This window comes from sulfur-oxidizing endosymbiont of Gigantopelta aegis (assembly GCF_016097415.1).
Lineage (GTDB): Bacteria > Pseudomonadota > Gammaproteobacteria > GRL18 > GRL18 > GRL18.
In genome coordinates, this window is record NZ_JAEHGE010000001.1 from 2,453,593 (window position 1) to 2,479,781 (window position 26,189).

Below are 26,189 nucleotides of genomic sequence, written 5' to 3' on the forward strand. Positions count from 1 at the left end.
TAATTGTATACCCAAGTACCATGGTTATAGTTAATGCCCCGTCATTAGTTCGACCTTAATGTATTCAAGGTCTTCGGGACGGGCATGCATGACCAGAATATCATTTTCTTTTAACATTAAATCCGGGGTGGGCTCTTTGCCACGGATGCCACCACGCCTTAGGGCTGAGAAAACAATGTTTCGCCCACCTAAGTTAATATCGCCAATTTTCATTCCGATAGCACGCGATCCCGGATGCAATACTAGTGTATTAATATGCTCACTTAGCTTATTGGACTCTTCATGGGATGCTTGTTCGCCAGGAAAATAGCCTCTTAAAAAGTGATAGCGATCTTTACGCGCTCGAGCAATATCACGGGTAATTTCATTTAAGGGGACATCAAGATGTATTAATAAATGAGAGGCCATGATGATGGATGATTCTAAGGTTTCAGGGATCACATCGGTTGCGCCTTCGGCATAAAATTCATCGAGCTTAGTCTCATCAATGCTACGCACTAAGATAGGAATGTCAGAGCGCAGGCAACGCACTTGATGGATGATTTTTTTCGCAGCGGAACTATTTTTAATGGTGATTAAAATGACTCTTGCTTTCTCAATGCCGGCTGCCAATAAGATTTTTTTATGGGTGGGATCACCATAGAGTACTGTTTCACCAGCATCCTGTGCTTCTTGAATACGTACAGAATCGAGATCCAGAGCGACATAACTTTGATTTTTTTCTTCAATAAAACGCGATATATTTTGGCCTATATGGCCATAGCCACAAATAATGACATGTTGATCAATATCTGTCGTGTTGTGTTGAATATTTTCGACAATGTGTTGGCGATTTGAGCGATAGCTTTTGTTGAAAATTGCCTTGGTCCAGCGACCATTGTTAGTAATAATCCATGGCGTGAACATCATGCTAAGAATAATGGCTGATAATACTATCTGTATCGTGTCTTGCTCAATGACATTATAGGTGAGGGCTAAGGTTAATAAGGCAAAACCGAATTCACCACCCTGATTTAATACCAGTCCTGTGCGCAGAGAAACGCCTGGAGTGGCACCAAATAAATAACTCAGTCCAGCAACGATCAGTGTTTTGGCTACGATTAATAAGAGTGCAACAAGCAAAACCCAGTGTAATTGGGGTATTAGCGCACTGATATCCAGCAACATGCCCACAGTAATAAAAAACAGACCTAATAGAATATCTTGAAAGGGGCGAATATCTACTTCTATCTGATGGCGATATTCGGTTTCACTGAGCATCATACCGGCAATAAAAGATCCCAGCGCCAGTGATAGACCTGCGGCATGTGTGGCCCATGACGCAGACAGGGCAATCAGGAGAATGGATAAGGTAAATAATTCAGCAGAGCGAATATTGGCAATGGTTCTGAGTAAGGGGCGTAAAATCCAATGACCAATTGATAACATTAATAGCAAAATAGCACCACTTTTAATAAAGGCACTGATTTGCAATGATTCCATTAGGGGCTCATTACTACCCAAGGTGGGAATTAATACTAAGAGTGGGATGACAGCCAAATCCTGAAAAATCAAAATACTAATGGCGAGATGACCATGACGCGAATTTAATTCTAATTGTTCCGAGAGTTGTTTGGTCACAATGGCGGTAGAAGACAGGGCAATAATGCCACCAACAATGACGGCTTCTTTGAGGTTTTGACTAAAATACCAGTCAATAGAACCGGCAATAAAAGAAGTCAGCAGCATTTGTGTGCCACCCAGACCAAAGACCTCTTTTTTTAAGGCAATTAAGCGCGGTAGGGAAAACTCCAAACCGACGGTAAACATCAGAAAAACCACACCAAATTCGGCAATAAAACGCACACTGCCCGTATCTTCAATCAAGCCCAGAGCATGGGGGCTGACAATAATACCGACAATAAGATAGGCGAGAATAGGAGCGATATTAAAGCGTTTTAAACTGGCTATGGCGATGACTGCTAAGGTGAGCAGTAAAATGATATTTTCAAAAATAATGTTGTTCATCAATACAGTATAGCTGAGATAACTAGATGTTGGGTAGATGTTGGGTAGGAATGGACTGCTGTTGGAGAAAAAATGCTGGATTATTATTGGCGGCCAAAGACATCGTGGGTAATATTGTTAAACCATGAATGTGCATAGCGTGCTTCACGTTTTCTCATTGCTGGAGACGAATCCATGGGGGTGAGACCGCCAGCGCCTTTTATCTGCTGAATTTTATTGCCATCAAAGTGATAAACCATCGCAATAGAAATGCCATCATCTGGTGTAATAAGACTATAACAGGTGTTAATCAGTGTTGGAGTCGGGGCTGACTTGCCTTGTAGACTAGCCACGACCGCTGCTGCACAGACTTTGGCCTCAGAATTGGCGGCATAACCCGATTTAGGTAATGGAGATGCAACACTGGCATCACCAATAACATAAATATCCTGATGCCGAGTTGATTCGAAGGTTTGCTGATTAACCGGACACCAGCCTTGCTGGTTCACTAGATCGGCACTAAAGGCAATTTTTCCGGATTTTTGTGTGGGAATAATATTCAGTACATCAGCCTTATGCTCATTGCCACTGGCTAAAATCGTATTGGTCTGGGCATTAACACCCTCAATGATACCGCCTTCAGTGCCTTTAACCCATTCAATGAGGCTCTTGTCGGTGCCATAAGCATAATGCTTTTTCCAGCCTTGCATGAACAGGTCAAACTTTGCGAAGCTGTCCTTTGCATCTAAAATAAGTATTTTTGATTTGGGCTTATGATGTTTTAAATAGTGTGCGATTTGACTGGCGCGTTCATAAGGTGCTGGCGGACAACGAAAAGGGTTGGCTGGTGCTGCGATAATAACCGTCCCACCATCTTTCATTGTTTCGAGTTGTTGGCGCAGCAAAAGCGTTTGTGCTCCTGCTTGCCAAGCATGAGGTATTTTATTCGCTGCGATGTTGGCATCATAGCCATCAATTGTATGCCATTTAAAATCAATCCCTGGAGACACTATACAGCGATCATAAGCAATACGACCATTGTTTTTGGTCAGTACCTGTTTTTTATCGACATCAATGTTTTCAGCGTAGTCTTGGATAATTGTCACCCCCATTGAGGCTAAGTTTTTATAGCCAAATTTAAGCGTATCAATAGGGCGCTCGCCACTGATGACTTCATTGCTCATAAAACAAGTAAAGTAATTCGCCTTGGGTTCAATAATACTGATCTTGATATTTGGATCGGCTCTTTTTAGATAGCGAGCAGCCGTTGCACCACCAATGCCACCACCAATAATGACCACATGGCCTGCCTGCTTGCCAGCCAGCAGAATTTGGCTAAAACCTATTGTACTAACAGCGGCAGCAACACCGCTGAGTTGTATAAAATTTCTACGTGAAATTGCTGACATTATTATTTGCCTTTATTGCTGGCTAGCGTAAAAATGCATTAATGCTGAGAGGCCATCGTTGCCGGATCTTTTTAGTAGCCTGCGGACTTTTATTTTCATTTTTCTGGGCATTTTCCGGCGCTTATGTTGGAAGTCATCGAGGCTATAGCGTAAATATTCACGCCATTGTCCGGCCAGAATACCGGCATCATCGTCAGCGGAACGACCACCATCCTCGTGGCAGCGTTCACAATACTTGTCATGCAGTTTGGCACCATATTTGGCCTGTGTCACATCAAAGGCCTGAGTGTTATAACGCATTTTTTGTTGCGAAAAATAATCCGCCATCAGCTTAATTTCTTCGCTGCTATAAGCTGTTGCGATGCGACTCATAATGGTTGCATAACGGCCATCGGGATCTTTATAATCTGTCATTGCTGCAATGAAATACTCAGCAGAAATACCGGCCAAAGAGGGGGTGGCCGGACCTGAACTATTGCCGTCTGTGCCGTGACATCCCGCACAAGTATTGGCTAGGTCTAACGCTCTGTGTGGAGCAGAAAAACTATCACTTGTTATTATTAAACCAGCAAGGATTAATAAAAGGAATAATCGCTTATTCAATATTACACATACCTTTTAATACCATGTCCGTATAACTGACAATGCCGATAATTTTTCCATGCTTAACGACGGGTGCACGTGAGATGCCGAATTGTTCAAACAGACGGGCGCAATAACGGATATCCATGTCTTGACGAATCGTTAAGGCCGGTTTAGTCATCACCTCATAAACATTGGTGCGGTCTATTGATTTATCGACTGCGAGGACTTTGCGGGCAATGTCGGAAATAATCACGATACCCCATTCATCATTTTCATGGCGTTTATTGACGATGAGAGTTTTAGTTTCAACGTGCTGCATTTCATCAAGGGCCTGTTTAACGGTCTTCATGCCATCAACAAAATCCACATGATGTTTCATTACATCCTTAACGCTAATTCTTGTGGGTGTCATATTCTATCCTCTACTGTTTCACATAATTCTTTAATCTGATGAGAGACACCGACGGCATCTTCGACATCAATTTGAAAAGCAATACCGGTTCCCGGTGAATCATCAAAATGACCGACATCACTGATTATTTCCAGTACATCCCGACTCATATGTTCTTCTACTAACAGCAAGATAACATCCCGCTGGGTTTCCAGTGTCAGACCAAAAAAAGTTTTGGTTTTCTGTATGCCTTCACCTCGGGCATTATTAATGACGGTTGCACCTGTTGCACCTGCAACTCGGCTGGCATCCAGCACTGCATCGGTGACATCATCATTTACAAAAGCAATAATTAATTTAAATCGCATTGTCGCTCTCTCTTTTATTTATAGTGGATTTTGCTTGTTCATCGATGGCTTTTTTTCGCTTGCCATACCATTCGGATAATTGTGCATAGGCTAATACTGAAATAATAGGGAATAAACTGGCAAAGGCAATCAGTCCAAAACCATCTAATAACTCACTTCGTCCAGGTACTTTTGCTGCTAAGCCAATCCCTAGAGCGGCAACAATTGGTACGGTGACGGTTGAAGTGGTCACGCCACCGGAATCATAGGCCAGAGGAATAATTAATTTGGGTGAATAGAATGTTTGTATGACCACAATAATGTAGCCACCAATAATAAACCAATGCAGGGGCAATCCCGTCACAATACGCCATGAACCCAAAGAGATTCCAAAGGCGACGCCAATGGCCACGGCAATGCGTAAGCCCCAAATGCCAATTGAACCACCCGATACTTCATTGGCTTTAATGGCGACCGCCAATAGCGATGGTTCTGCAATGGTGGTACTAAAACCAATGGTAAAAGCAAACACGTAGACCCAGAAGTATTGACTCCAGTGAAAATCAATTGCCTGCATATTTTGAGCAATACTTTCAGATGCAGGGGAGAGAAAGGACTGTCGAATAAACTCAGGATCCGTTAATTGCGCTGCCATGAGTTTGCCAATTGGAAACAAGGCATCTTCTAGTCCTTGGAGAAATAAGGCTAAGCCAAATAGTACATAGAAAGAGCCAATGATAACGCGTTTAAGGTTAGGAATTTTTTTGCGGATCACAAAAAACTGGAAGCCAATAATAATGCTCGCAATAGGGAGTACATCGGTAATGGTGTGTAAAAATGTCCAGAAGAATTTAATTAATTCAGCTAATATGCCGTCCATTAATACAGCATCCCATAAGCCATGACAAAAATCATCGGTGTTAAAGACGCTAAAGCAATCAGTCCGAAACCATCCAACATAGGGTTTCGTCCCTTGATGCTTGAAGCCAGACCAATTCCTAAAGCCGTCATTAAAGGGACGGTAATTGTGGAGGTGGTGACACCGCCGGAGTCATAGGCTATGCCGATGATTTCCTTTGGTGCAATCATGGTCATGGCAACGACCAATACATAGCCTCCCATAATAATCCATTGCAATGGCCAGCCTTTGATAATCCGTAAGACACCAATTACAGCGGCAAGGCCAACGGAAAAAGCCACGGTAAACTTAAGGCCTTGAGCATATTGTTTAATGGCGATAGAGTGACCACGGGTAAGAATGTTCCAAATGAATTTAATGTCATTATTGAAATCCCATCACATAGTGATCCGGTTAAATATGAAGTAGACAAAGAGACCGGCGCAATGTTTGTTGACCGCTTTATCGGTACTGCAATGGTCTACCCTTGCAACTATGGTTATGTACCGCATACCCTGTCTGATGATGGTGATGCTGTTGATGTCTTGGTGGTTACACCGATGCCATTGCAGTTTGGTTCCGTGATTCAATGCCGTCCTATTGGTATGTTGCAGATGGAAGACGAAGCAGGAATGGATGCCAAAGTCTTGGCAGTGCCTATTGATAAATTAACCGGTATGTACTCAAACGTGAGCTCATTTCGTGATATGCCATCAACCCTACTCGATACCATTGCTCATTTCTTTGAACATTATAAAGATTTAGAGCCTGGGAAATGGGTCAAAATCAATGGTTGGGTTGGTGTTGAAGAAGCAAAGAGAGAAATCACTGAAAGCATTAAAAGCTTTCAGAACGCACCCGATAAACCTTGTTTTTAGATTGTTAGCTTGTCACTCTACAAAATACCCAGTATTAGGGTATTTGTAGGGAGCTGATGAGGCACAAAATTCACCCTAAAAACACAGTAAAATAGTATAGATTTATAAATGTCACTCTTCTTGACTTTTCTCAATAAAAATCCACTCTACAGATAGCAATTTTTCCATTAAATATTGTATTAACAATGGCTTGCGAACTAGTCGTATTTACCTACCCCATGTTGGATTTACACACTTGGGGGCATAGGTGTTAGTATGCATCCACTTAAAAGTTTTCGCCTAGTTAAGACGGTGTTGGAGCACGTTTTTCAGATACTTTTTAACTAAATTTTAAGCTTAATAACTATTCTTAAATATATAAGGAAAGGAAAAACCATGCCAACATTCGTACGCACAGAAAAGTGTGATGGCTGTAAAGGTCAGGACAGAACAGCATGTATGTATATCTGCCCACACGACTTAATGAAACTGGACAAAGACGGTTCAGAAACTGGCCACGCCATGAAATCATTTAACCAAGAGCCAGAGCAGTGCTGGGAATGTTATTCCTGCATTAAGATCTGTCCACAGAACGCCATCGAATGTCGTGCTTATGCCGATATCGTCCCTATGGGCGGTTCAGTACAGCCACTACGCGGAACTGATTCAATCATGTGGACCATCAAATTCAGAAACGGCACCATGAAGCGTTTCAAATTCCCGATACGTACCACGCCAGAAGGTTCAATTCAGCCGTATGAAGGCAAGCCTAAAGCAGATTACGCGAACATTGGTTCAGATAAAGGATTCTTCGTTAACGAAGGCAAATATCCTTATGAAGGTAACCCAGACGAATTGATTCTTCTTAAGTAATTACCTCGGTAATACGAAGCAAGAAGCACTCGCAAAAACAGAGAGCCAGTCCCTTGTCAGCCAGCGAACAAAAAGCTGAGCCAGACAACGTACATAGCTCAAACTATAGAACAATACAAACAGAGGTTATCCGAATGTCAGGAACATTTGAAAATCCAGAAGTCATCGAAGAAACGGTTGACATTCTACTTATCGGTGGTGGTATGGGCGCATGTGGCGCAGCATACGAACTAGGACCATGGATAGAAGCATCAGGCCAAGACATCTCAGTCAAGCTTGTCGATAAAGCTGCCATGGATCGCTCCGGCGCCGTTGCTCAAGGTTTATCAGCGATTAACACCTATATTGGTACCGAACAAGATCCCGCGGACTATGCTCGCATGGTTTCAAACGACTTAATGGGCATTACCCGTGATGATTTAGCGTATGACCTAGGTCGTCACGTCGATGATTCAGTTCACCTATTCGAAGAATGGGGTCTACCAATTTGGAAACAGCCTGGAGACGAAGGCAAATCATTAGCAGACGGCGGCATGCCCGTACGTTCTGGTAAATGGCAAATCATGATTAACGGTGAAAGCTACAAGTGGATTGTTGCAGAAGCGGCTAAAAAAGCCTTAGGCACAGAAAAATCCAAGAACGCGTCTTCATCGTAAAACTCGTCAACGACAAAAACGACCCCAGTCGTATTGCCGGTGCTGTTGGTTTCTCTACTCGTGAAAACAAAATCTACGTTTACACCTTCAAAGCTTGCTTATTAGTGTGTGGTGGCGCAGTGAACATCTTCCGTCCCCGTTCTGTTGGAGAAGGTACAGGTCGTGCTTGGTATCCCGTCTGGAACTCAGGTTCAACTTACTCAATGGCAGCAGAAGCTGGCGCTGAATTAACCATGATGGAAAACCGCTTCGTCCCAGCCCGTTTCAAAGACGGCTACGGACCTGTTGGCGCATGGTTCCTACTATTCAAAGCCAAAGCAACTAATGCTTTCGGTGAAGTTTACATGGACAAAAATGCCGAGCTACTGAACGACTATCCTCCTTATGGACTCGCCAAAGTACCTGCTTCTTGCCTACGTAATCACCTAATGATGAAAGAAATGCGTGAAGGCCGTGGTCCCATCTATATGGACACCGTTACAGCACTAGGCAATTTAGCAGAAACCATGACACCCAAAGAAATCAAGCACCTGGAAGCAGAAGCTTGGGAAGATTTCCTAGACATGTGTATTGGTCAAGCAGGCGTATGGGCTGGTGAGAATATCGAACCAGAAAAAACCAACTCCGAATTAATGCCTACCGAACCATACCTACTGGGTTCACACTCAGGTTGTTGTGGCATCTGGGTTTCAGGTCCTACCGATTTAGGCGCACCTGAAGCATGGTCATGGGGCTACCGCTCAATGACCACCATCAAAGGTTTATTCACCGCTGCTGATGGTGTTGGCGCATCCGGTCACAAATTCTCTTCAGGCTCTCACGCTGAAGGTCGTTTAGCCGCTAAAGCCATGGTTCAGTACTGTGTAGACAACAAAGATTGGACACCTGAATTAGACACTTCAGTAGAAGAGTTGACCTCAGATATCTATCAGCCAGTACGTACCTTCTTAGAGCACAAAGATTACTCTACAGCAATCGATATCAACCCTAACTACATCACACCAAAAATGCTTCAGTTCCGTTTACAGAAGATGATGGATGAGTACGTAGCCGGTGTTGCGACCATGTACCAGACCAATGCGAAGATGCTAGAAGTCGCAGAGCACAAGCTGGGTATGCTAAAAGAAGACGCGAAGAAAATGCGTGCTAAAGATTTACACGAGTTATTACGTGCGTGGGAAAACTATCACCGCATATTGACTGCTGAAGCACACATGAAGCACATCCAGTTCCGTGAAGAATCACGTTACCCTGGCTTCTACTATCGTATGGACTTCAACATTGTTGACGAAGAAAACTGGAAATGTTTTGTGAACTCAACCTATGACAAGAAGACACAAAAGTGGAACTGCTTTAAAGTAGAACACGTTGATGTTGTCGACAAGTCTGTCCTTATGAAGTAATGACTGCAACTTGAGTGAAAGCTCAGGTACAGTAAGGCTTAATAAGCACCAAGAAGAGCCCGTTCAATGCAAGTTGAGCGGGCTTTTTTTGTTGTCTTTTATCTTTTTACTCTGGTTGATATAAATATTCCTGAGTTCTACTATTCAACATTCCCACACCTCCCCTTGACTTTCACTGTTTAAATAACCATATCTATCGTAATGTATAATAACAAGGGCATTTTTAATGGAAGAATATAACCAGCTTGTGACGGTTATTGCGATGAGCATGGGCGTGGCGTGGGCGAGTGGAATCAACCTTTATGCGACGATTGCGATGTTGGGAATTATGGGGGCCACGGGTAATATTGACTTGCCAGCTGATTTACAGGTTTTGAGTGATCCTATGGTGATTGGTGCTGCGGGCTTTATGTATTGTGTGGAGTTTTTTGCTGACAAAATACCTGGAGTTGATACGGGTTGGGATGCAATACATACTTTTATTCGTGTGCCTGCAGGGGCTATTTTGGCAGCGGGTGCGGTAGGGGATATTTCATCAGCAGCGGGAATCACTGCGGGTATTCTGGGTGGTGGTATGGCTTTAACAACGCATTCGTTTAAAGCTGGCTCAAGGGTGTTGATTAATACTTCACCTGAGCCAGTGACGAATTGGACGGCTTCTATTGCTGAAGATTTAGCGGTTATTGCCGGTTTGTGGGCGGCTTTAAATCATCCAGTGGGATTTATTGTTTTTATGATTGTTTTTATTCTTTTTGCAATTTGGGTTTTACCTAAGTTGTGGCGAGGTATTAAGGCGGTGTTTAGAGCAGTGGGACGCTTTTTTTCTGGAAAGAGTCAGCAGGAGGCGTCTCAGGAATTTTCTGGTTTCTCAGAGAACTTATCGAAAAATGATGCCTTAAGTAAATCTGTTTTAAAGATGGGCTATAAAGAGAAAGAATGATTTTTATGATTTATATCAATTGAATTTAAAAAAAGATGTTATTTATTCTTATTTTTGTTTATAGTCGTAGGGGTAAACCCTCGATCAAATCTTTGAGAATGTTCTTATAGGGATTTGAATTGATAATTATAATTATAAAAATGGGAATATATGACAAAATCTCTGATAAAGTTTTTTGAATTTGGAATATTTATCTTATCTGCCTCGACAATTCTTTTTGGCGCATACTCTATTTATGTTTTGTAAATAAAAGTTTTAGCTCAGAAAGGTGCATTGCTCGTAGTCTTGTAATGCCGTAAACTATTGCTTCTATACCCATGATGCTTGGAAATGCAGGTTTCGTTCTTTTTGTTAAGAGATGTAACTAAAAGCCTCAATCATGTAGTACTTATACACTCAATCGGCTCTTAGTCAAAATGCCTCGCTGCATTTCCAAGTATCACGGGTATATTCTCAGTATGGGGGGCTCTATTTGTGCGTCATTTTGTCAGTGTTATTATTTCTTCTGTTATTTTCTCCCTACTTTTATTAAGTGCTGTGCCTGCGGCTGATTTTAATATCAAGCTCAGAAAAACAGATATTAATGATCTTAAGCAGCAATTAATACCGGTGTTTGAACAAAACATTGATTATTTGAAGCAATTATTATCATGCTTGGAACAAGGTCGGTCGGTTAATTTTTGTCTTAATGATTATGTTCAAGTCGTTGAACAGAATAGTACGTTTGCAAGCGAAGCAAATAGTGCTAGAAAAGATGAGATTAAAGAAAATATCAAATCTAAGCTCAAAGATGAAAATGTTCAGCCTGAAGAGTTAATGGTTGAGCTAAAAAAACTTCTGGTTCAAGCAGAAGAAGTGAAGCAATGCCTTTATGATGGTCAAACTGCTAATGAATTAAAGGATTGTATAGTCAAGTGAGTTTTTATAGGTGGATATAAAATAAGGGGTTGTTTTTTTATTAGACTTGCAAGATTTTAATTTGTTGCCTATTGTTAGTACCATGAATGCAGCATGGATAATGCCTTAGATGATCACGCTATAGATGGTTTCGTTACTTAATAAAAAATTTCATATCAACACCCCATGTTGGTATCTATTGCTGTTCTCCTTTTTACTCCCTTCTTTGAACCTTTCTGCTGACACTCTTGATACTAACACGCTTGAAGTGGTTGTTAACACCTCTGTTTTAGAAGAAACATATAGTCTGTCAGATATTCGAGCCATTTTTGCTATGCGTAAAATGCATTGGAATAATGGTGATAAAATTACGGTTTTTGTGTTGCCGGACAATAACCCTTCTCATCGTCAATTTACTAAATCTAAACTTAATATGTTTCCCCATCAATTCAGGCGCATTTGGGATCGACTTATTTTTTCAGGAATAGGTCAAGGGCCACAGGAAGTGGATTCTTTTGCTGCAATGCTAGAAGCCTTATCTACTGTCCCCGGTGCCATCGGTTATCTTAAGTCACCCATAGAAAATACAAACGTCAGGGTGTTAAATTATGAATAAATTGTTATTATTTATTTTCACTTTATTTTTGTCCACACTGAGTCTGGCTTATGAAGTGACTGATGAGTTGACTGTGCATGGTTTCTTTACTCAAAATGCTATCCATACTTCAGATAATAATATGTACGGTCAATCTGAAAATTCAGTATCAACTGATTTTACAGAGGCGGGGATTAATGCTTTTTATAAGCCTGTAAAACATATCAGTTTATCTGTTCAGGCCATGTATCGTAATGTTGGTGAGGTTGAGAATGATTCGCTGGATATAGATTATGCTTTTGTTGATTTTATCTTGGGAGAACATGATCAGGGGCAGTATGGTATTCGCTTAGGTAGAATTAAAAATCCTTTGGGTTTGTATTCTGAAACCAGAGATGTTTCATTTACTACGCCATCAATTATATTGTCTCAGGGAATTTATTATGATCGTTCTCGCTCGTTATTATTATCTACAGATGGCTTACAGCTTTATTCATCTTTCAGGTTAGGGGATGATGATCTTTTATTGAAACTGAACTATGGTGTGCCTAGAAATGACAATGATGAACTGCTAAAAGCTGTGATTCCTTATCCTACACCAGTGATTCCTTTTTCCCCTCAGGGTGATTTAGAATCATCATCTTCATCCCCTTCGCTATTGGGGCAGATAGTTTATGAGAGCAATGGTGGGGAGATGGTTTATTCATTTAGCTTTGCTAATGCAACCTTGAACTACAAGCCTAAGGGAACTGAACCTTTTCTTGATGGTAAAACTGAATTTTTTCAATACATTGCTTCTGCACAATATAATGGTGAATACTTTAGTTTAACTGGTGAATACTTATATCAGGATAATGATTTTAGTGGTTTTGGACCTTTGTTTCCTGATGTTGAACCTACCAGTGAAAGCTGGTATTTACAGGCAGGCTATCGGATAAAACCTAATTGGCAAATCTATACCCGCTATGATGAAAGTTATTTAAATAATGATGATAAAACGGGTAAAGGCTACGATGCAATTGGAGTGCCTAGACATATTGCTTATTCTAAAAGTGCGATGTTAGGTGTTCGCTGGGATATTAATCCAACTATGATGATCAGGGCTGAATACCATAATATTGATGGTACATCTTGGCTCTCTTCAGCAGATAATCCCGATAGAAGTAAAACTGAACGCTATTGGGATTTAGTGGCATTACAGTTTTCGATACGGTTTTGATAGGCAAAAAAAAGCCCGTACAGTCACCTGTACGGGCTTTTTTAATGGCTAGCATTATTTCTTTTTAGCTATTAGCAATCTTATTCAATTTTTCCGCCTGAATAATCTGACCATTCAAAGCCGCATCCTTAGCCGAACGTCCAAAGGCAACCGACATCAACGTTGAATAATACACCACAGGAATATTAAACTTAGTGCCGAACTTCTCATTGATTTTATCCTGATACACTTCAGTATTCATCTGACACACAGGGCAGGGCGTGACAATCATGTCAGCGCCATTGTCCATAGCCGATTCCAGAATCGGCTTAATCAGATTAAAGCTTTTCTCTGGCTCAGAGAAGGCTAAAGCACCACCACAACAAGAGACTTTCTTCTCATAAGTGCGGATGGGCTCAGCGCCACAGGCTTCGACCATATTATCCAGATAAGCTGGATTTTCAAATGACTCACCATCAATACCAAAGGGGCGATTGGTCTGACAACCGACATAGCCGGCAATCTTAATGCCTTCGAGCGGCTTCTTCACCTTATCCGAAATGGCCTGCATACCGATATCTTCGACCAGTACTTCCACCATGTGACGGATGTTCTTATCGTTCTTCATTTCCAGACCGGCTTCTTTAAGGGCTAAGCCCGTGCCTTCTTTGATTTTAGTGCTCTGCGCAATGCGCTCAGAGGCTTCACGCGTGGCCAACCAACAGGCCGCACAGGTGGCAACAATATCCTGCTTAGGATGCTGCTTTTCTGACAGGGCAATGTTACGTGCGGATAAAGACACACGCGGTAGTTCACCACCCCCGGCATAACCGATAGAAGCGGCACAACAGTTCCAGTCTTCAATGGTGTTGAGCTTAATGTCCAGCTCTTCACACATGGAATTCACCGAAGTCAAATAGTTAGACGATGATGCCCCGGATTGCGAGGAGCAGCCCGGGTAAAATGAGTACTCTTTCTTTTCAGACATAATAATTCCTATCCTCTACTTACTATTGGCTTCAATGGCATCGTTTTCAATCTGTGCCGCTTTTTTCAACATGGCCTGAAATCCAGACTTGTCCTTCACTCCGTGACCACCCCAGGCTTCATTAATCGCCATGCGCTTAGTCTTTAACATGTTCAGACCGAGCTTCTGGTTCGCCATGGCGGTTTTCACGCCTTCACCAAAGCCATTCATGAAATACAAGCTTAGACCCAGCTTCAATTCATTAACCCGACCTTTCTTAGTGAGGTTATCCCAGAATAACTGGCCAAACTTAGCCGTCGGCTGTGTCTTAGGTTGCAAGTTCAAACGCTTGGCATAAGATGCTAAGCCGTGCATGATGTGGGTAATCGGTAACTCACGCGGACAACGGGCAATACAGTTGTAACAAGACGTACACATCCACACCGAATCACTGGCTAGGACTGCTTCACGCTTATTAGCCCGAATCATCATAAAGATTTTTTGTGGCGTATGCTCCCAATGATCGCCCATGGGGCAAGAACCCGCACAGACACCACATTGCATACACATTTGCACCATATCGCCTTCTTCGACGTTATCGATGACTTCTTTTAAGAAGTTGCCCTCGTACTTCGTGGCCAGGGCTTGATTTAAATCACTCATTGTTACTATCTCCTTGGGGAGTCGGGTGGCTGTTAGCGTTTAGGCTAACACCACCCGAATCCCTGGCTGTTTAGAACTTGAAGGGGCTCATGCCGATTTCATCAATGGTCTTGGCCATATCATTAATCAACTCAGGCACACGATGAATGTCCGTAATAGCGTAAGCGCTTAACCATCTAGCGTTATTCAAAAAATATCTCCCCTGCCTCATAATCAATCCATCGATTAATTATGAGGCACATCAATGAAACCAGAAACCCAAGCCAACTCAAAACAATTTTGGCAAGACCACGTTAATCAATGGAATGAAAACAGTATCAGCCAGGCATCCTATTGTCAGGAACATGGGCTACCCATCAAACGTTTTGGCTATTACAAGCGTAAGTTGCTGGGTGCAACAACGCAAACCAGTGCGATGACAAAGGGGAATGGTTTTATTCAACTATCTTCCCCGACACACTATTCAGCCCGCACCTCAGCATTAATTGTAGAATTACCCAATCAGCTACGCATTGAAGGGGTGACTGCCGATAATGTACAGCTGGTAAAACAATTAGCAGGATTGTTCCAATGAAGTCAGCCATACTTCCATCACTCAGCCTGCCACAGGTGTATCTCTATCTGAAGCCTGTTGATTTTCGTAAAAGTTTTATTGGCCTCAGTGCCATTGTTGAATGTGAATTAGGTCATAATCCTTTTGCAGGCCATCTGTATGCCTTTACCAATCGTCAGCGTAATAAAATTAAATGCCTCTTCTGGGATAATACCGGTTTTGTACTCTATTACAAAAGTCTCTCAGAAGAAAAGTTCAAATGGCCAAAGGGTGAAGATGACCTGATGAATATCACCGGACAACAAATCAACTGGCTATTAGACGGCTATGATATCAGTGTCATGAAACCGCATAAGAAATTGCATTATGAGTCTGTATTTTAAGTACTTTTAGTCTATTTTTTGTTATAATAAAGCCATGCAAAACAAGGCTGAATCCACAAAAAACGACTCTATATTTTCCGCTTTTTCACACGCGGACAAGAATGAATTGTTGAGTGTCATTGAACAGAAAAACCAACGTATAAAAATACTGGAAGAAGCCCTTCGTCTGGCTCGTAGTAAACGCTTTGCACCCAGCAGTGAAAAAAGTGATGGTCAGGAACGCTTATTTGATGAAGCTGAGCAGGCGGCTGACGATGAGGGGCTCCCTGAACCTAAAACCACTTCGCCTAAGAAGAAAGAAAAAACAGGCAGGAAGCCTTTCTCAAAGACTATTCCAAGAGTCCCTGTCTTCATCGATCTGACAGATGAAGAAAAAGCCGGTGCCATTGAGGTTTTTTACACTAAAGTCAGAGAAGAGCTGGATATCATTCCAGCTAAAGTCCAAATACTGGAATACTTCCAGGAAAAAGCCGTCTTTGCAGGCACCAATGACACAGACAGTCGTTCAATGAAAGCTGCGGTCATGCCAAAACATCCATTACCTAAATCAATGGGCAGTATTCACCTGATGGCACACATCATTATCTCAAAATATGCCGATGGTTTGCCTCTGTATCGAATGGAAGGCATATTATCACGCTATGGCGGCGATATAACCCGAGCCACCATGGCCAATTGGGCTATTAAACTGGCTCATCAGTTCCAGCCGCTCATCAACCTCATGCGAGAACATCAACTGTCGGGTGACATCATCCAAATGGATGAAACGGTGCTCAAAGTATTAAAAGAGCCGGGACTCAGTGCTCATTCGAACAAATACATGTGGGTCAGTCGTGGCGGGCCACCTGGACAACCCAGTGTGCTGTTTGAATACGATCCTTCTCGTAAGAAGGAAGTACCACTGCGCCTGCTTGATGGCTTTAGCGGCTATCTGCAAACCGATGGCTATGCCGGTTACAATGCCGTGTGTGCACAAAATAATGCCACATCGGTCGGCTGCTGGGATCACACTCGCCGTAAATTCAAAGATTCTCAGACGGCACAACCAAAGAAAAAGAGCAATCAAAAGCCTACAAAAGCCGATGTGGCACTGGCCCATATCAATAGCTGTATTTAATTGAGCGTGAGATAAAAGAAGCCAGTGTTAATGAAAAATTTAAGGTTCGTCAGAAACAGAGCCTGCCGCTTCTTGAGAAAATAAGAACATGGGTCGATAACACCCTGGGCAAAGTGCCGAACGACAGCTTGACAGGAAAAGCACTCACCTATATTGATAATCAATGGCCTAAGCTGACTGTTTATTGTGAAGATGGTCGGTTGAATATCAGTAATGTGCTGGCAGAAAATGCTATCCGTCCATTCTGCGTGGGTAGAAAGGCCTGGTTATTTTCAGATACGCCAAAGGGTGCACATGCCAGTGCAGTTCATTATAGTTTTATTGAAACCGCTAAGGCCAATGATATTGAGCCATATGCGTATATGGTCTATGTATTAACCCAATTACCTTATGCGGATACGGTTGAAAAGCTGGAAGCATTGCTTCCCTGGAATTTTAAAAAATCAGAATTGGAAAAGGTAAAGAACGCTGTTCGTTAAGCGCTTACGTAATAGCGACTTCATGTACCACCACACGCTCGGCTTCCAGATTCAATGTCTGTAAAGTATCGGCAATCTTGCTCATGCGCATATGCGCCATTTCAGAGCCTTTGACGAAGTGACACTGATAATCATCACCTTTCTTACAACCCATCAAGACCACACCATCATAGCCACTATTGAGCGCATCGGTGATCCAAATGGTATTCACCGAGCCTAAACAACGTACTGGAATGACACGAACAAAGGCCGAGTATTCAAAACGGTTTTGCGCCGCCATATCCAAAGCAGGGTAGGCATCGTTTTCACAGGCCAATACTAATAAACGTGGCTTCTCATCAAACTCATCAGGAATATCACAGGCCTTAATTTGCTGGCCGACTGAATCAATGGAATAGTTCTCAAAGGAGATAACCCGTACTGGACAAGCACCCATACAGGTACCACAACGACGACAACGGGCTTCATTGTATTCAGGGAAACCCTTGTCATCAAAGCCGATGGCACCAAAGGGACATTCCATCATACAGCGTTTACACTGCGTACAGCCTTCCTTACGGAAGGTAGGGTAAGACAAATCACCGGCACGGGGGTGCGCGGCCATGCCCTTACCGGCATTTTCAATGGACTGAATGGCTTTCATCGCCGCCCCAGTTGCATCTTCTTGTGCCTGTTGGGTGTCCATAGGACGTCGAGTAGGTCCTGCGGCATAAATGCCGGTACGACGGGTTTCATAAGGGAAACAAATGAAGTGTGAGTCGTTAAAGCCGGAGACTAATTGCGGTAAGTCAGAGCCTTGACGGTATTTCAGGTTCAGAATCGATTCCACTGGAATGGCAATTTCATCAAGCACTTCCTGAGGCACTTCTTTCTTTTCGGCTTCAAACTGAACCTTCAGAGCGCTGAGCTCATCTTCACGTTCGTTGTTACGACCGGAGTTAGGTATCATGCCTGTGGCTAAGACCACTAAGTCCGCATCAATGGTGTCATCTTCATCGAGGATTAAATCCTTGAGTGAGACTTTACCATCGGCAGCAACAGCCGAAACCGTGGCTTTGCGGAAGGTGACGCCTTTGTTCTGACCACTGCGATAGAAATCTTCACCGCCCGCACCTGGGGTACGCAAGTCGGTGAATAAAATCGTGGTTTGAATATCAATACTACTGCCTTGTGCGGCTTTTTCAGCATTGTCTTTCAAATACATGGCTTGCTTGATACTGGTATTACAACAGTGACCGGAGCAATAAGACAAATGCCCGGCTTTGTCACTGCGCTGACCGGCACATTGCACAAAGACTACGTTCTTGACTGCTTTGCCGTCTGATGGACGTTTAATCGCACCACCATCAGCCGCTTTGGCTAAGGCTTCCATTTCTAATTGGGTAATGACGTCAGGTGCATCGGCATAACTGAATTCAGTCAGCTTGTTAGCATCAAATTCAGTCTGACCACTGGCCTGAATGATAGAGCCGCAGGACAGGGTTTGGGTGCTGTCATTGCTGGTGTCGGTAATTTCGATATCAAAGCGACCGGGAGCACCGTCTGAACTGCTTAAAAATGAGTTCAGGTAAATCGTCACTTTGTCATCGTCTTCGAGCATTGTCGCTAGGGCATCAACACCGGTGTCTTCGGGATCAGCATAAGGCGCACGCGTCGGTGCACGCTTATACAATTGACCTGTCGTGCCGCCTAAGGCTGCACTCTTTTCAATGAGAGATACCTGATAACCGGCACGCGCCGCTTCAATGGCAGCCGTCATACCGGTAATACCACCACCGACCACTAATACGTGGCGGTTAGTGCCTTGCTCTTCAGAAGCTTTAGGGGGTGACATGAATTTGATTTCAGCACAGCCCATACGGACATAATCTTCGGCCATCTCTTGGGTGGTTTCTTGTGCTTCTTCTTCATCCGGGCGCACCCAGATAACACCTTCACGTAAGTTAACCCGTGACATCGGCACGCCAGAGAAATTAAAGGCATCGGTTTTAGCACGACGTGAACAGGCTGCAATCACCACACGATTGGTGTCACCTGAATCCAGATCGTCCTGAATCATTTTGACGCCTTCAGCGCCACAGAGGAAATCGTGAGTCTTGGCGACGGCGACACGGCCTTCGCGGGTGGCTATCATTTCCAGTTGGTCTGTGTTCAGGCGATTGCCTAGGTCACAGCCTTTGCATATATAGGCACCTGTTTTTACTTCATCAGCCATGATTACTTAGCTCCTACTTTCTGTTGGCTGACGGCTCCAACTTGATTAATCACTTGAATCGCACGCAAGGCGCTCGCCGTGGCACTTTGTACTGCACGGTTAACATCCAGGGCGTCGGAACTACAGCCAGCGGCGAACACGCCGCCGTTCTTTGCGTCCATTTCGATAAAGCCTTCTTCGTTCATGACGATTTCCACTGGGAAGTCGCTCTGATTGACGCTAGGCTCCATACCGGTAGCCAAGACGACCAGGTCGTATTCATTGGCATAGCGGTGATAACCTTCAGTGTCCACACATTAAGGATAGGATTGTTATTATCGCCTTCGGTGACTAGGGCCACTTTGGATTTGATGAACTTCACGGTGCTATCATTTTGTACGTCACGGTAGAAGTCTTCAAAACGGTCAATGGCACGGATATCAATGTAGTAGATGTCCGAGGTGCCTTCGCTGAGGTTTTCACGTACATAGTGGGTTTGCTTCAATGAGGCCATACAGCAGATGCGTGAGCAATGCTTGAGGTAGTTACGGTCACGTGAACCGGCACATTGAATGAAGGCTATCTTCTTGGGCTCTGCGCCATCAGAAGGGCGTTGGATTTTACCGCCAGTAGGACCCATGAGGTCATTCATGCGTTCAAATTCAACATTGGTGATGACATTGGGGTAACGGTCATAGCCATAAGGTTGGATTTTGTTGGCATCATACGGACGCCAGCCAGTGGCCCAAATCACGGCACCGGCTTTAAGATCAATGGTTTCTTCGCTCATGTCCAAGTCAATGGCATTGGCTGGACAGGCGTCTTTGGCTTTGGTGGCATCTTCAGTACCGATGATGCGCGGGTCAAGGACATAGGTCTGAGGGTAGGCATTGTTATAGGCGAGATAAGCGCCTTTGCGTTGGTTCAGACCATAGTTGAATTCGTTGTCAAATTCTGCCTCGACGACTTCGCCACATTTGCCACAAGCAGTACAGTCATTGGTGACGTAGCGCGGCTTGAGGTTCACTTTGATGCTGTAGTCACCCTTGTCGCCACTGATGTCAGTGACTTCGGCCATGGTTAGAATGGTCAGATTCGGGTTGCTTTTAGCGCGACGCTGATTGATTTCCATGCCACAGGTGGGGTGACATAGTTTAGGGAAGTATTTATGCAATTGGGTGACACGACCGCCTATATAGGCGTTCTTCTCAACTAATATCACTTGCTTGCCTGCTTCAGCAGTTTCTAGGGCAGCACTGATACCGCTGATACCGCCACCGACGACCAAGATGGTCTCGTTGGTTGCTACAATATCCGACATCGAATTTCCTCCACGGAACGGATTGGTATTGATCAGTTAAAAGCAGAAGGCATTAAACCGCCTGTTTAACTTGCGAATTTTAATTTTTATTTTGATGACCGCAATAATACATCTCAATAGATATTATCACGATACCTATTCAGCAAAACTCGGTGAAGTAACTTATTCTTATGAATTAAGCTGAAAACAGCATTTTTTGTTTGCCTGATGCTTTTTAAAATTTTTTTTGTTCTTTCTTTCTAAATAGCAGGCACGGGAGATGCTGCGTTTAATCGACGCATTTTCCCTAAAATAGGTTTATTTTCTTATTTTTACAGGTCTCATCTCCTCATAATCGTCTCTGTACAATAAAAAATCCATTAAATGTTCCCAGGAGTCCATCACAAAAAAGGTAATAACCCCTCTGAACTTTTCCCACATTAATTTTTTAGAGCCAAACTTTTTACGACAAGCTTGATAAGTCCCATCGGTTAATTCAAAAATTTGATGGAAATAAAAAGCCAGCAAGGTTAACAGATACATATTAAAGCTCAGGTGCTTCTTCCCATGACCATAATTATGCTCAATGTGATAGCCTTGGTTCTTTAATGTGTTGAAACATTCGTTTTCTATTTTCCAACGACATCGACCCGCCTGGGTCATTGTTTGAATATTATGTTCACTGATCTTTATGTCGGTGACCCAGCTATTTCGGTAGATAATTTTCCCTGCGGTATTGGTGAGGGTATATTCAAAAAGTTAACTTCAATGGCATTTTTTCGCCATGTAAAGGGACATTATTTTTCCATCGATAATGATGTTGGTGCCCTTTTTCGTCAATCCAGTCCATTGATGGGAGTTCAGAAAATGCTTCAAGCCATTCAAATAAATATGTGTGATCACCAGGTTTGGCAACCAATAAATAATGCATCATTTCTTCAATTACATCTTCTATCATAGGTTGATGTGACATCAAACCATCACCACAAATCATAAATCCTTGTCTTGGATGTGCTTTAGATTAGATTGGCTATAAAACGTTTGGCTGCATTACTTTCACAATCCTGTTTTTTTGTACCATCCGTATTTTGTATTGCTTCAGGCATGACAGGGAGCACTTGTTTTTTATCGGGGTGCATAATGGCACCTTGTAAAACAGCATGACTGTAGGTTATTTCACCCGTTCTATGTTCTTTATGAAGACAACAGTCACAATGGATTTGCTTAGAGGAATAATATTGCGTGCCATCAATAACACAAAGCAATGTGTTGGGTAATATGGCATACTCTTCAAGATGCTTATGTCGTCTGAGTCGTTCAAATAAATCTTTAAATGCAGGTGCAAATGTTTTAGAGGGTATGAGATCCAAAATATCTCTTAGTTGACTATTTTTAGGAATTTTTTCAACATTAAAAAGAGTGCGTAAATTATTTTGATTCTGTTCCTCTTCCATCTGTTTCTGAAATTCACTTAAAGAGGGATCTTGAAAATACATGCAGGCAAAAGCACTCATAAGCACATCATGTTGACTGTAATCACACTTTCCTTGTACTCGGCTATCTTTGATTGCATGAAAGTGCAGTGAGATGGCCTGTTTCAGGGCAGAAAAACTTAAATGTTTTTTTTGCTGACTTAAAGAGGCCAAAATTCACAGTACCAAGCATATAAAAGGAAAATATTTTTTAACATGAAGTCATTCAACCAATTGAAAAACAAGAGTTTGATCTCTTGTTTCTCAAAATGCAAGCTTTTTATTCGATTTTTTTAATTTTGCTAAAGTTACTGCGAAAAGTTTTTTTATTTCTGCTTGGTAAGCACCACTACAACTCAATTGTTCATCTCAGCGAGAATTGCTGATACCTATTTAGGACTATAGGAGCTCGCTACCGTTATAGTCGTTATCCTAGCGATTAGGACTATAGGTAGCTTGCGTCTTGCCTCATTCTGGTTTAAGCCACACTCCATGTTACGAGCGCCACTTTATTCTGTGTACTTTTTGTCCTTCCGATTCTGCTGTCCTTTCTCAGAAGCAGGAAACCGATGCTCATTAATCGCCATTTTCTCTCGAGTAGCAGTCACTAAATCAACATCCAACTGCTCTGCAATCCTGAGCAAATAAATAAAAATATCCGCCATTTCATAACTAACATCCTTAAGTTTTTCACCACTAAGCTCTTTACTCTGCTCTGGTGTGAGCCACTGAAAGTGTTCGATCAGCTCAGCAGCTTCTGCAATTAAGGCCATAGAAAGGTTTTTAGGAGTATGGAATTGCTCCCAATCACGTTCAATCGCAAAGTTTTTTAAGTCATTAGAGATTTTTTCAATGGTATCAGGCATAAGGCTTATTCTTTAAATTCCATTCAAAACAACAAAGTAGGCTGTTTAGTTAAACAGATAATGAGTTGCAGGCTGTTTGTAGATAGTGTCCTATATCCATTAAGGAGTAGGTTTTTAAGGTCAAAAAACATGGTATGTTTATTAGATAATAAAAACAACCACAAAAATTATCTTATTAATAAATACTACTTTATTAAAGGTAAATAGAGTTGTCATGGAGAGTGTTATTAGAGCCATTTTTATAAGAATTAGCCAAAATATTTTTTGGGATAGGATGAGGTTTACCAATGCAAGTTAAAGATACAATGTGTACAGACGTAAGAACATGTAATGTTGATACGCCAATTAAAGAAATTGCGACAGTCATGTGTTTCAATAAAATCAGTGGTATGCCTGTTGTAGATGCTGAGAATAATGTTGTCGGCATTATTTCTGAGAAAGATATTCTGTGTAGCATGTTCCCTGACATGAAAGAGTTAGTGGATTCGGGTGCAAAAGCTGATTTTGAGGGCATGGAAAAAGATTATACCAGTGTGCTGGGTAAAACAGTTGGCGATCTTATGACCAGTGTTGTAGCCAGTGTTTCCCCTGACATGCCTATTTTACGTGCGGCTTCGATGATGTGGATTCGTAAAATTCGTCGTATTCCAGTGACTGAAAACAATAAATTAGTGGGTATTTTGAGCATGGGTGATGTTCATAAGGCTGTTTTCCAGGAAAGCTTGCTCCTTAATAACTAATTAATTGCCAGTGAACACAACAGCCATTGAAATTGCATTTAACCATTTCCTACTACATGTGGTAGAATATGGCGGTTTGAAAAAGTATGGGTGACATAAAATTGTCATCCATTTCCTTTATGATTAGATATGGTTAGTAATACGAATGTCCGCTGAACAAATAAAGAAAGATAAATACGTTGAACTTACTTATGCGATTTTAGATGCCAAAGGTGAGATTAAAGAACGTGTTGATATACCGGTAAAATACATTCATGGTCGCGATAGTGGCTTGTTTCCAAAGATTGAAAAAGCACTCGAAGGTGCTTCTAATGGCGCGCGTGTCGAAGTTTCTTTGAGTCAACTAGAAGGCTTCGGGCCAAGTGACCCGAATCTTATTTTTACCGATGATTTGGCTAACGTACCACCTGAAAACCGCCCGTCTATTCAAGTAGGTGCAGAAATTGAGCTGCAAAATGAACGTGGCGAAGCCAAAAAATTTACGGTGACTAACATTGAAAAGGGTAAGTTCACATTAGACGCCAATCACCCTTTGTCGGGTCAAACGATCAAGTATGTCGTGACGGTAGGTGTTGTGCGTGATGCCACAGATGAAGAGCTTAAAAATGGTGTGACACAGAATTTTACCGCCGGTGATGCAGGGACTATTCATTAATTATGTCATTCAATGATCAATTTAAAATCAAAGACTTCTCAGATAGCAATAAATGGACAGTACAACAAACCCTTGATGAGCGTTGGGGTAAAGGCAAAACTGAACTACAGCTTGCTGATGTTGAGATAAAATTACATCGTGGCGATAGAGAGCTTACTACTTGCCCAGCTTTGTTCTGGGATTTTGAGAAAACTAACTTTGTTGTTTTTAAAGTCGGTGACTCAACTTATAAGGGGCAGTTTTACTATAAGGGACGAGACCAATATGGCACTGCGGTGGAGGATTTTGATAATATCCTTGATTGTGTGGTGACAGTATTACAGGTACATGCCGATCTGGAACGAGATAAATCTCAGGACAGCAAATAAAAATTAATAAATAAGCTGATGATTTCATCAGCTTATTTTCCGAATCAAACAAATTTAAATTAATTAAATTGGAGTTAAGATGACAAAGAAGAACGCATTTTACGCCCAGTCTGGTGGCGTTACTGCTGTAATTAATGCCTCAGCTTGTGGTGTTATTCAAACAGCTCGTAAGAATAGTGATAAAATGGGTACTGTTTACGCGGGTCGTAACGGTATCATTGGTGCATTAACTGAAGATTTGATTGATACTAATCTAGAATCTGAAGAAGATATTGCTGCTTTATTGCATACGCCTTCAGGTGGTTTTGGTTCTTGTCGTTTCAAGTTAAAAAGTCTTGAAGATAATAAGCTAGAATATGAGCGTCTTATCGAAGTCTTTAAAGCACACGATATCGGTTATTTCTTCTACAATGGTGGTGGTGACTCTGCAGATACTTGTCATAAAGTATCACAACTATCTGAAAAGATGGGCTATCCTATTCAGGCTATACATATCCCTAAAACAGTTGACAATGATCTTCCTATCACTGATAACTGCCCTGGTTTTGGTTCGGTGGCAAAATACATCGCTGTTTCAGCCTTAGAAGCGAGCTTTGACGTACGTTCAATGGCTAAGACTTCAACTAAGATTTTCGTACTTGAAGTCATGGGTCGTCACGCGGGCTGGATTGCTGCTGCGGGTGGTTTGATTGAAGATCAAAATATCCCTGTGGTTATTCTTTTCCCAGAAATTGAATTTGATCAGGATAAGTTTCTAGCTCAGGTTGATGCTAAGGTTAAAGAGTACGGTTTCTGCACTATCGTTGTTTCTGAAGGTGTACATTGGGCTGATGGTCGTTTCCTTGCTGAACAGGGTACTCGCGATTCATTTGGTCACGCGCAATTAGGTGGCGCAGCGCCAGTTGTTGCTAACATCATTAAAGATGCTCTTGGCTATAAATTCCATTGGGCTGTTGCTGATTATCTGCAACGTGCAGCACGTCACTTATCATCTAAGTCTGATGTTGAACAAGCATTCGCACTAGGTGAAGCGGGTGTTAACTTCGCTTTAGAAGGTGATAATGCCATTATGCCTACCATAGATCGCATATCTAACGACCCTTATGAATGGAAAATTGGTAAAGCGCCTCTATCAGAAGTGGCCAATGTTGAGAAAATGATGCCAATGGATTACATCACTGATGATGGCTTCGGTATCACGCAAAAATGTAAGGACTATCTATTACCTTTAATTGAAGGTGAAGATTATCCTCCTTATGAAAACGGCTTACCTAAATACGTCGTTTTGAAAAACCAAAGTGTTGCCAAGAAGTTACCAAACTTCGAGATTTAAGTTGTAAAAAAGGGCTGATTATTTAATCAGCCCTTTTTTTTGATTTTTTATTGTTTTAAGAATT

27 protein-coding genes and 3 pseudogenes are annotated in these 26,189 nt (G+C 42.2%); 15 read left to right on the forward strand and 15 right to left on the reverse strand.

The annotated features are described in order from the left end of the window. Positions 1-30 precede the first annotated feature (30 nt). The 7 genes and pseudogenes from JEU79_RS12340 to JEU79_RS12370 form a co-directional block, all read right to left on the reverse strand. Positions 31-2,007, reverse strand: coding sequence for a cation:proton antiporter (locus JEU79_RS12340; protein ID WP_198264359.1), 1,977 nt, complete (start codon positions 2,005-2,007; stop codon positions 31-33). 83 nt (positions 2,008-2,090) lie between these two features. Beyond that, a complete protein-coding gene (locus tag JEU79_RS12345; protein WP_198264360.1) occupies positions 2,091-3,395 on the reverse strand; it encodes an NAD(P)/FAD-dependent oxidoreductase in 1,305 nt (434 codons plus the stop codon). 12 nt (positions 3,396-3,407) lie between these two features. Then, a complete protein-coding gene (locus tag JEU79_RS12350; RefSeq protein WP_246540237.1) occupies positions 3,408-3,998 on the reverse strand; it encodes a c-type cytochrome in 591 nt (196 codons plus the stop codon). Beyond that, entirely contained in the window at positions 3,991-4,392 is a 402-nt protein-coding gene (locus tag JEU79_RS12355) for a CBS domain-containing protein (protein WP_198264361.1), read from the reverse strand. Before JEU79_RS12355 ends, JEU79_RS12350 begins: the two co-directional genes overlap by 8 nt. Further along, entirely contained in the window at positions 4,389-4,739 is a 351-nt protein-coding gene (locus JEU79_RS12360; RefSeq protein ID WP_198264362.1) for a P-II family nitrogen regulator, read from the reverse strand. Before JEU79_RS12360 ends, JEU79_RS12355 begins: the two co-directional genes overlap by 4 nt. Beyond that, complete coding sequence (locus tag JEU79_RS12365; RefSeq protein WP_198264363.1) at positions 4,729-5,598, reverse strand: DUF1538 domain-containing protein; 870 nt, start codon at positions 5,596-5,598, stop codon at positions 4,729-4,731. The genes JEU79_RS12360 and JEU79_RS12365 overlap by 11 nt, the downstream gene beginning before the upstream one ends. Further along, positions 5,598-5,954: pseudogene (locus JEU79_RS12370) on the reverse strand (DUF1538 family protein); the annotation flags it as partial. The pseudogene JEU79_RS12370 and the gene JEU79_RS12365, both read right to left, overlap by 1 nt. Positions 5,955-5,960: 6 nt before the next feature. Here JEU79_RS12370 and ppa point away from each other — a divergent pair. The 7 genes and pseudogenes from ppa to JEU79_RS12405 all read left to right on the forward strand — a co-directional run bounded on the left by ppa (position 5,961) and on the right by JEU79_RS12405 (position 13,056). Continuing rightward, entirely contained in the window at positions 5,961-6,494 is a 534-nt protein-coding gene (ppa, locus tag JEU79_RS12375) for an inorganic diphosphatase (protein WP_425511148.1), read from the forward strand. Between the two features lie 375 nt (positions 6,495-6,869). Further along, positions 6,870-7,346, forward strand: coding sequence for an adenylyl-sulfate reductase subunit beta (gene aprB / locus JEU79_RS12380; protein ID WP_198264365.1), 477 nt, complete (start codon positions 6,870-6,872; stop codon positions 7,344-7,346). Positions 7,347-7,480: 134 nt separating this feature from the next. Next, a pseudogene (aprA, locus tag JEU79_RS12385) lies at positions 7,481-9,405 on the forward strand (adenylyl-sulfate reductase subunit alpha). 226 nt (positions 9,406-9,631) lie between these two features. Continuing rightward, positions 9,632-10,345, forward strand: coding sequence for a DUF4126 domain-containing protein (locus tag JEU79_RS12390; protein ID WP_198264366.1), 714 nt, complete (start codon positions 9,632-9,634; stop codon positions 10,343-10,345). Positions 10,346-10,819: 474 nt separating this feature from the next. Then, positions 10,820-11,263 carry a hypothetical protein gene (locus tag JEU79_RS12395; RefSeq protein WP_198264367.1) on the forward strand — a complete coding sequence of 148 codons (444 nt, stop codon included), beginning with the start codon at positions 10,820-10,822 and terminating at the stop codon, positions 11,261-11,263. A gap of 124 nt (positions 11,264-11,387) precedes the next feature. Further along, positions 11,388-11,858, forward strand: a complete 471-nt coding sequence (locus JEU79_RS12400; RefSeq protein ID WP_214660560.1) for a hypothetical protein — start codon at positions 11,388-11,390, stop codon at positions 11,856-11,858. Then, positions 11,851-13,056: a hypothetical protein gene (locus JEU79_RS12405; RefSeq protein WP_198264369.1), complete on the forward strand. Its 1,206-nt coding sequence runs from the start codon at positions 11,851-11,853 to the stop codon at positions 13,054-13,056. Before JEU79_RS12400 ends, JEU79_RS12405 begins: the two co-directional genes overlap by 8 nt. Positions 13,057-13,120: 64 nt before the next feature. Here the strand turns inward: JEU79_RS12405 and JEU79_RS12410 are convergent, their stop codons facing one another. Continuing rightward, positions 13,121-14,023, reverse strand: coding sequence for a CoB--CoM heterodisulfide reductase iron-sulfur subunit B family protein (locus JEU79_RS12410; protein ID WP_198264370.1), 903 nt, complete (start codon positions 14,021-14,023; stop codon positions 13,121-13,123). Positions 14,024-14,038: 15 nt separating this feature from the next. Next, positions 14,039-14,665 carry a 4Fe-4S dicluster domain-containing protein gene (locus JEU79_RS12415; RefSeq protein ID WP_198264371.1) on the reverse strand — a complete coding sequence of 209 codons (627 nt, stop codon included), beginning with the start codon at positions 14,663-14,665 and terminating at the stop codon, positions 14,039-14,041. 244 nt (positions 14,666-14,909) lie between these two features. Here JEU79_RS12415 and tnpA point away from each other — a divergent pair, with 244 nt between their 5' ends. The 4 genes from tnpA (at position 14,910) to JEU79_RS27470 (ending at position 17,197) form a co-directional block, all read left to right on the forward strand. Continuing rightward, positions 14,910-15,239 carry an IS66 family insertion sequence element accessory protein TnpA gene (tnpA, locus tag JEU79_RS12420; RefSeq protein ID WP_198262442.1) on the forward strand — a complete coding sequence of 110 codons (330 nt, stop codon included), beginning with the start codon at positions 14,910-14,912 and terminating at the stop codon, positions 15,237-15,239. Further along, complete coding sequence (gene tnpB / locus JEU79_RS12425; protein ID WP_198262804.1) at positions 15,236-15,601, forward strand: IS66 family insertion sequence element accessory protein TnpB; 366 nt, start codon at positions 15,236-15,238, stop codon at positions 15,599-15,601. Before tnpA ends, tnpB begins: the two co-directional genes overlap by 4 nt. Before the next feature lie 106 nt (positions 15,602-15,707). Then, the gene (tnpC, locus tag JEU79_RS12430; protein WP_281400891.1) at positions 15,708-16,718 is read left to right on the forward strand and encodes an IS66 family transposase; all 1,011 of its coding nucleotides are present in this window, start codon (positions 15,708-15,710) and stop codon (positions 16,716-16,718) included. An 11-nt stretch (positions 16,719-16,729) separates the two neighbouring features. Then, on the forward strand, positions 16,730-17,197 hold the full coding sequence (locus JEU79_RS27470; RefSeq protein ID WP_281401064.1) for an IS66 family transposase: 468 nt from the start codon (positions 16,730-16,732) through the stop codon (positions 17,195-17,197). 4 nt (positions 17,198-17,201) lie between these two features. On the opposite strand, the gene JEU79_RS12435 is transcribed toward JEU79_RS27470, so the two are convergent. The 6 genes and pseudogenes from JEU79_RS12435 to JEU79_RS12460 all read right to left on the reverse strand — a co-directional run bounded on the left by JEU79_RS12435 (position 17,202) and on the right by JEU79_RS12460 (position 23,029). Then, positions 17,202-19,412, reverse strand: coding sequence for an FAD-dependent oxidoreductase (locus tag JEU79_RS12435; RefSeq protein WP_198264372.1), 2,211 nt, complete (start codon positions 19,410-19,412; stop codon positions 17,202-17,204). 2 nt (positions 19,413-19,414) lie between these two features. Further along, positions 19,415-20,712 (reverse strand): annotated as a pseudogene (locus JEU79_RS12440) (CoB--CoM heterodisulfide reductase iron-sulfur subunit A family protein). A 297-nt stretch (positions 20,713-21,009) separates the two neighbouring features. Continuing rightward, a complete protein-coding gene (locus tag JEU79_RS12445; RefSeq protein ID WP_198262538.1) occupies positions 21,010-21,354 on the reverse strand; it encodes a hypothetical protein in 345 nt (114 codons plus the stop codon). Between the two features lie 88 nt (positions 21,355-21,442). Next, positions 21,443-21,685, reverse strand: a complete 243-nt coding sequence (locus tag JEU79_RS12450) for a hypothetical protein (protein WP_198264373.1) — start codon at positions 21,683-21,685, stop codon at positions 21,443-21,445. A gap of 22 nt (positions 21,686-21,707) precedes the next feature. Beyond that, a complete protein-coding gene (locus JEU79_RS12455) occupies positions 21,708-22,337 on the reverse strand; it encodes a transposase family protein (RefSeq protein WP_198264374.1) in 630 nt (209 codons plus the stop codon). A 335-nt stretch (positions 22,338-22,672) separates the two neighbouring features. After that, positions 22,673-23,029 (reverse strand): nucleotide pyrophosphohydrolase, encoded by a 357-nt coding sequence (locus JEU79_RS12460; protein ID WP_198264375.1) that lies wholly within the window; start codon positions 23,027-23,029, stop codon positions 22,673-22,675. A gap of 305 nt (positions 23,030-23,334) precedes the next feature. Here JEU79_RS12460 and JEU79_RS12465 point away from each other — a divergent pair, with 305 nt between their 5' ends. From JEU79_RS12465 to JEU79_RS12480, 4 genes are all read left to right on the forward strand, one after another. Further along, entirely contained in the window at positions 23,335-23,769 is a 435-nt protein-coding gene (locus tag JEU79_RS12465; RefSeq protein ID WP_246540244.1) for a CBS domain-containing protein, read from the forward strand. Positions 23,770-23,914: 145 nt separating this feature from the next. After that, on the forward strand, positions 23,915-24,424 hold the full coding sequence (locus JEU79_RS12470) for an FKBP-type peptidyl-prolyl cis-trans isomerase (protein ID WP_198264377.1): 510 nt from the start codon (positions 23,915-23,917) through the stop codon (positions 24,422-24,424). A 2-nt stretch (positions 24,425-24,426) separates the two neighbouring features. After that, positions 24,427-24,792, forward strand: coding sequence for a hypothetical protein (locus tag JEU79_RS12475; protein ID WP_198264378.1), 366 nt, complete (start codon positions 24,427-24,429; stop codon positions 24,790-24,792). A gap of 79 nt (positions 24,793-24,871) precedes the next feature. Next, the gene (locus tag JEU79_RS12480) at positions 24,872-26,125 is read left to right on the forward strand and encodes a 6-phosphofructokinase (protein WP_198264379.1); all 1,254 of its coding nucleotides are present in this window, start codon (positions 24,872-24,874) and stop codon (positions 26,123-26,125) included. The last annotated feature ends 64 nt before the right edge of the window (positions 26,126-26,189 follow it).